The organism is Salinivibrio sp. KP-1, from assembly GCF_000968645.1.
GTDB lineage: Bacteria > Pseudomonadota > Gammaproteobacteria > Enterobacterales > Vibrionaceae > Salinivibrio > Salinivibrio siamensis.
In genome coordinates this window covers 195,236-201,542 of the sequence record NZ_LAQR01000036.1, presented here as the reverse complement: position 1 = coordinate 201,542, position 6,307 = coordinate 195,236, and the positions used below count along the sequence as shown (strand labels likewise).

Genomic DNA, 6,307 nt, shown 5'->3' with positions numbered 1-6,307 from the left:
CTACGCATTTCACCGCTACACCTGAAATTCTACCCCCCTCTACAAGACTCTAGCCTGCCAGTTTCAAATGCGGTTCCGAGGTTGAGCCCCGGGCTTTCACATCTGACTTAACAAACCGCCTGCATGCGCTTTACGCCCAGTAATTCCGATTAACGCTCGCACCCTCCGTATTACCGCGGCTGCTGGCACGGAGTTAGCCGGTGCTTCTTCTGCAGCTAACGTCAAGTCATGCACTTATTAAGTACACCACCTTCCTCACTGCTGAAAGTGCTTTACAACCCGAAGGCCTTCTTCACACACGCGGCATGGCTGCATCAGGGTCTCCCCCATTGTGCAATATTCCCCACTGCTGCCTCCCGTAGGAGTCTGGGCCGTGTCTCAGTCCCAGTGTGGCTGATCATCCTCTCAAACCAGCTAAGGATCGTCGCCTTGGTAAGCCATTACCTTACCAACTAGCTAATCCTAACTGGGCCCATCCCAACGCGATAGCTTACATGTAGAGGCCACCTTTGGTCCGTAGACATTATGCGGTATTAGCCGTCGTTTCCAACGGTTATCCCCCTCGCCAGGGCAGGTTCCCAGCCGTTACTCACCCGTCCGCCGCTCGACGTCCAGTAAATCCACCGAAGCTTCAATACTGCCGTTTCCGCTCGACTTGCATGTGTTAGGCCTGCCGCCAGCGTTCAATCTGAGCCATGATCAAACTCTTCAATTTAAGTTTTGGTGTTTGCTTTCCTAAAAGGAAAGACAAACGGCTCGATAAATACTGTTTTGTTCGTCTCTTACGAGACAAACGAATTGACTGTGCCGAACAACTATTAAAGTTGTCGTTTGGTCACTCAGTTCATCGAATAAATCTTTTTGTCTATTCTCAACGAGTGCCCACACAGATTGCATAGGTCAAATTGTTAAAGAGCGTTGACATTGCGAAGCTGCGCTTCGCTTGGTCAGGGCTGCGTATCTTACGCGCCTTGCCGTTAAAGTCAAGAAGAAATTTTATCTTTTATTTTCAACCCGCCGGGTGAAATAAAACCTCTTTTTGACTCCCCTAACGCGCTATCTGCGTTAAGTAGGGCGGCATTCTAAAGCGTTTGTGACATCCGTCAATCATTAATTGTTTGTTTTTTACTAAGCGGTCTATTTTTGTCCGATATCGCCTTTTTTGGTCAACTAAACCTCGTTTTGCTTCCTAAGCATTAAAAATTGTCATTTATGATGCAAATTTTATTCTCTGTACCCCGACCTCTTGTATGAAAGGAGACAAACATCGAAAACCTATCAGGTATTTTGCTCTATACAAACCTAGGCTAGATAAAGAAAAAGCCAGGCGAGTTGCCTGGCTTTTCTGGGTGCTGCTTATAAGTAATAAAACTTATTCTGCAGCTTGCTCAGCGTCTTGCTCTGGGCGATCAACAAGCTCGATGTAAGCCATTGGGGCTTTATCACCAGAGCGAACACCGCATTTCAGAATGCGAGTGTAACCGCCAGCACGTGAAGCAAAACGTGGGCCGAGTTCATTAAACAGTTTCGCTACGACTTCGTCGTTACGAGTACGAGCGAATGCTACACGACGGTTAGCAACACTGTCGTTTTTAGCTAAGGTAATCAACGGTTCAATGACGCGACGCAGCTCTTTTGCCTTCGGCAAAGTTGTTTTGATAACTTCGTGAGTTACCAGCGAGCTAGCCATGTTGCTGAACATCGCTTTACGATGGCTGCTGTTGCGATTGAGTTGACGACCACTCTTACGATGGCGCATGACCTAATCCTTCTAACTAAATAATCAGTCTCTGATTAATCTTCAGCAATGGATGCTGGCGGCCAGTTTTCTAGGCGCATACCTAGAGACAGACCACGTGATGCCAGCACGTCTTTAATTTCAGTCAAAGACTTCTTACCAAGGTTTGGCGTTTTCAGAAGCTCAACCTCGGTACGCTGTACCAGATCACCGATATAGTGAATCGCTTCTGCTTTCAAACAGTTAGCAGAGCGAACAGTTAGTTCAAGATCGTCTACAGGACGCAGTAGGATCGGATCGAACTCTGGCTTCTCTTCTTTCTCCTCAGGGACACGTACATCGCGCAGGTCAACAAACGCATCTAGCTGTTCTGCTAGGATGGTTGCCGCACGGCGAATCGCTTCCTCAGGATCCAGTGTACCGTTAGTTTCCATATCGATGACCAGCTTGTCGAGGTCAGTACGCTGTTCGACACGCGCTGCTTCCACTTTGTAAGCAATGCGATCTACTGGGCTGAACGTTGCGTCAACAAGTAGGCGACCGATTGGACGCTCGTCGTCTTCGCTATCGATACGCGCAGACGCTGGTACATAGCCACGACCACGTTCTACCTTGATACGCATGCTAATTTCAGCGCTTGCATCAGTCAGGTGGCAGATAACGTGTTCTGGGTTCGCAATCTCAACACCACCATCATGGGTGATGTCGCCTGCAACAACAGGGCCTGCACCAGACTTGGTCAGAGTAAGGATAACTTCATCTTTACCCTCAACCTTAACGGCTAGGCCTTTAAGGTTAAGTAGGATTTCCAGGATATCTTCCTGAACCCCTTCTTTGGTGCTGTACTCGTGCAATACGCCGTCAATTTCAACTTCCGTCACCGCACAGCCTGGCATAGATGAAAGTAGGATACGACGTAGCGCATTCCCCAGAGTATGGCCAAAACCACGCTCTAGGGGTTCAAGAGTTACTTTTGCGTGCGTCGAGCTAACTTGTTCAATATCAACTAGACGCGGCTTAAGAAATTCTGTTACAGAACCCTGCATTATGTCCTCTCTTTAGTTCAGCTTTACTTAGAGTAAAGCTCGACGATCAGGTGTTCGTTGATGTCAGCAGACAAATCAGAACGCTCTGGTAGGCGCTTGAATGTGCCTTCCATCTTCTTGCTGTCTACTTCGATCCAAGTTGGCAGTTCGCGTTGAGCGGCAACTTCTAGAGCTGCTTTGATACGCGCCTGGTTCTTAGCTTTCTCGCGAATGCTAATCACGTCGTTTGCCGAAACCTTGAAAGAAGGTACGTTAACTACTTTGCCGTTAACTAGGATCGCTTTGTGGCTTACCAGCTGACGTGATTCAGCGCGAGTTGCGCCAAAGCCCATGCGGTAAACTACGTTGTCTAGGCGACCTTCAAGAAGCTGAAGCAGGTTCTCACCTGTATTACCCTTGATGCGGGCAGCGTCTTTGTAGTAGTTACGGAACTGCTTTTCCATTACGCCGTACATACGACGTACTTTTTGCTTCTCGCGAAGCTGAACGCCATAGTCAGACAGACGGCCGCGACGCTGACCGTGAACGCCTGGGACGTTATCGATTTTACACTTGGTATCAATCGCGCGTACGCCTGACTTAAGGAATAAGTCAGTGCCTTCGCGACGGCTAAGCTTCAGCTTAGGACCCAAATATCTTGCCATGATCTTTCTCCAATATTCTAAGAAACAGCGCTAGTGCGTATTAAACGCGGCGTTTCTTAGGTGGACGACAACCGTTATGCGGGATTGGCGTCGCATCAACAATGTTAGTGATGCGGAAGCCCGCTGCGTTCAAGGCACGAATAGTAGACTCGCGACCTGGACCTGGACCTTTAACCATCACTTCGAGGTTTTTCAGGCCGTACTCTTTTGCCATTTCACCACAACGCTCTGCAGCAACCTGCGCAGCGTATGGAGTTGACTTACGAGAGCCACGGAAACCTGAACCACCGGCGGTCGCCCATGCCAGAGCGTTGCCTTGACGGTCAGAAATCGTCACGATTGTGTTATTGAAAGACGCATGAATGTGCGCGACGCCATCAGCGACTTGCTTGCGTACGCGTTTGCGTGCACGAGTTGCTTGTTTAGCCATAGTACTTATCTACCCCGATTATTTCTTGATCGGCTTGCGCGGACCCTTACGGGTACGAGCATTGGTCTTCGTACGCTGACCACGTAGTGGCAAGCTGCGACGATGACGAATACCGCGGTTACAACCAAGGTCCATAAGACGCTTGATGTTCATGGAAATTTCACGACGTAGATCGCCTTCTACGGTGTACTTAGCGACACCGTCACGCAATTGGTCGATCTGTTCTTCTGATAGTTCACTGATCTTAGTGCTTTCAGCAATACCTGCATCAGCTAAAATAGCTTGAGAGGTGGTTTTGCCGACGCCGTAAATCGCAGTCAATGCGATAACAGCATGCTTTTGATCAGGAATGTTAATGCCTGCTATACGGGCCACTATTCACTCCTAGTACTTTTCAAGTAGAACCGCTGCAGAGCCCGTCGAGGATACGCAGCGGCATAACCACTTCTTTTGCACATACAAAAGGTGGGCTGGCTAATGTAGCCAGCCTGACCTCATTTTGCAAGAAAAATATTCTGCTATTAGCCTTGGCGCTGCTTGTGCTTTGGCTCACTGCAGATCACACGAACGGTACCGTTACGCTTGATCACTTTACAGTTACGGCAGATTTTCTTAACGGAAGCACGAACTTTCATTGCTAAACTCCGTAAATAGACAACCTATTAGCGGCCGTAGCCTTTGAGGTTGGCTTTTTTCAACACGGACTCATATTGTTGAGACATCAAATGAGTCTGAACTTGAGCCATAAAGTCCATGATTACGACTACTACGATGAGTAGTGATGTACCACCAAAGTAGAAGTGGACATCCCACGCAATCATCATGAACTCGGGGATCAGACAGATAAAGGTAATATACATGGCACCTGCGAGGGTTAACCGTGTCATTACTTTATCAATGTATTTAGCAGTCTGCTCACCCGGGCGAATACCAGGTACGAACGCTCCTGACTTCTTCAAATTATCTGCTGTTTCTCGCGGGTTAAACACCAACGCTGTATAGAAAAAGCAGAAGAAGATAATCGCTGCCGCATAAAGTATTACGTACGCTGGTTGCCCCGGACTCAGTGCCAATGACACATCGGTTAGCCAGCTTGTTTGATCACCCTTACCAAACCAGTTAGCAAGCGTGCCAGGGAACAAAATAATACTTGATGCAAAAATCGCAGGAATAACGCCTGCCATGTTGATCTTAAGTGGCAGGTGCGTGCTTTGCGCTGCAAAGACACGGCGACCTTGTTGCCGCTTGGCGTAGTTAACGACGATACGACGTTGACCACGTTCCATAAAGACCACAAAGTAGACGACCGCCAATACGATCACTGCGATACCTAGCAAGAGAAGCGGAGACATGTCGCCTTGACGCGCTTGCTCTATTGTCTGTCCAATTGCGGGTGGCAGACCCGCGACAATCCCGGTGAAAATGATCAGCGAGATACCGTTACCTATACCACGTTCCGTAATTTGCTCACCTAACCACATTAAGAACATGGTACCTGTGACCAAACTGACAACCGCAGTAAAGTAAAACGCAGGACCTGGATTAATCACCAGACCTGGCATCATACTCGGTAACCCAGTCGCGATTCCAATTGCTTGGAAAGTTGCCAACACCAGCGTGCCGTAGCGGGTATACTGACTGATCTTACGACGGCCAGATTCGCCCTCTTTTTTCAACTCCGCTAATGCGGGGTGAACCACTGACAATAACTGAACAATAATCGACGCCGAAATATACGGCATAATGCCCAGTGCCAGTATCGAAGCACGCTCAAGGGCACCACCAGAGAACATGTTAACCAAGTCAATGATGGTCCCTTGTTGCTGTTCGAACAGATCGGCAAGTACAGCAGCGTCAATACCAGGAATTGGCACAAAAGAGCCGGCACGGAATACCAATAATGCCATTGCTACAAAAAGTAGGCGGCTTTTTAGCTCCGCGACTCCGCCTTTTGCACTACTGAAGTTTTGTCCTGGTTGTTTTGCCATCTGTACCTCGTCCTCGAGCTAAATTATTCCTCGATTTTACCGCCTGCAGCTTCGATTGCCGCTTTAGCGCCTTTAGTGACACGAACACCTTTCACGGTCACTGAGCGAGCGATTTCGCCAGACAGTACGATTTTCGCCGTACGAGTGTCTTGTGCGATAACATTCGCTGCTTTCAGTGTTTCAAGGCTTACCACGTCACCTTCAACTTTTGCCAGCTCGCCGAGACGAACTTCAGCAGAAGTGAGGCCTTTACGCGAAGTAAAACCGAATTTTGGCAGACGCTGTTTCAAAGGCATTTGACCGCCTTCGAAACCTGGGCGTACTGAACCACCTGAACGTGATTTCTGACCTTTGTGACCACGGCCACCGGTTTTACCCAGGCCTGAACCAATACCACGGCCTACACGCTTCGCAGAAGGCTTTGAGCCTGCAGCCGGAGATAGAGTATTCAAACGCATGTG

At 48.7% G+C, this 6,307-nt stretch carries 8 protein-coding genes and 1 rRNA gene; all 9 read right to left on the bottom strand.

Annotation, left to right across the window (positions count from 1 at the left end; translation table 11 throughout):
- Positions 1-715: ribosomal RNA gene (locus WN56_RS09775) — 16S ribosomal RNA — on the bottom strand; the annotation flags it as partial.
- Positions 716-1,372: 657 nt separating this feature from the next.
- Entirely contained in the window at positions 1,373-1,759 is a 387-nt protein-coding gene (gene rplQ / locus WN56_RS09770) for a 50S ribosomal protein L17 (protein WP_046074810.1), read from the bottom strand.
- 35 nt (positions 1,760-1,794) lie between these two features.
- Entirely contained in the window at positions 1,795-2,784 is a 990-nt protein-coding gene (gene rpoA, locus WN56_RS09765) for a DNA-directed RNA polymerase subunit alpha (RefSeq protein ID WP_046074809.1), read from the bottom strand.
- Positions 2,785-2,807: 23 nt separating this feature from the next.
- Positions 2,808-3,428 carry a 30S ribosomal protein S4 gene (gene rpsD, locus WN56_RS09760; protein WP_046074808.1) on the bottom strand — a complete coding sequence of 207 codons (621 nt, stop codon included), beginning with the start codon at positions 3,426-3,428 and terminating at the stop codon, positions 2,808-2,810.
- Between the two features lie 40 nt (positions 3,429-3,468).
- Positions 3,469-3,858 (bottom strand): 30S ribosomal protein S11, encoded by a 390-nt coding sequence (rpsK, locus tag WN56_RS09755; RefSeq protein WP_021024486.1) that lies wholly within the window; start codon positions 3,856-3,858, stop codon positions 3,469-3,471.
- An 18-nt stretch (positions 3,859-3,876) separates the two neighbouring features.
- Positions 3,877-4,233, bottom strand: a complete 357-nt coding sequence (rpsM, locus tag WN56_RS09750) for a 30S ribosomal protein S13 (RefSeq protein ID WP_046074807.1) — start codon at positions 4,231-4,233, stop codon at positions 3,877-3,879.
- Positions 4,234-4,379: 146 nt separating this feature from the next.
- The gene (rpmJ, locus tag WN56_RS09745) at positions 4,380-4,493 is read right to left on the bottom strand and encodes a 50S ribosomal protein L36 (protein WP_021024484.1); all 114 of its coding nucleotides are present in this window, start codon (positions 4,491-4,493) and stop codon (positions 4,380-4,382) included.
- A gap of 27 nt (positions 4,494-4,520) precedes the next feature.
- The gene (gene secY, locus WN56_RS09740; RefSeq protein WP_046074806.1) at positions 4,521-5,846 is read right to left on the bottom strand and encodes a preprotein translocase subunit SecY; all 1,326 of its coding nucleotides are present in this window, start codon (positions 5,844-5,846) and stop codon (positions 4,521-4,523) included.
- Between the two features lie 23 nt (positions 5,847-5,869).
- Positions 5,870-6,304: a 50S ribosomal protein L15 gene (gene rplO, locus WN56_RS09735; RefSeq protein ID WP_046074805.1), complete on the bottom strand. Its 435-nt coding sequence runs from the start codon at positions 6,302-6,304 to the stop codon at positions 5,870-5,872.
- Positions 6,305-6,307: the final 3 nt, after the last annotated feature.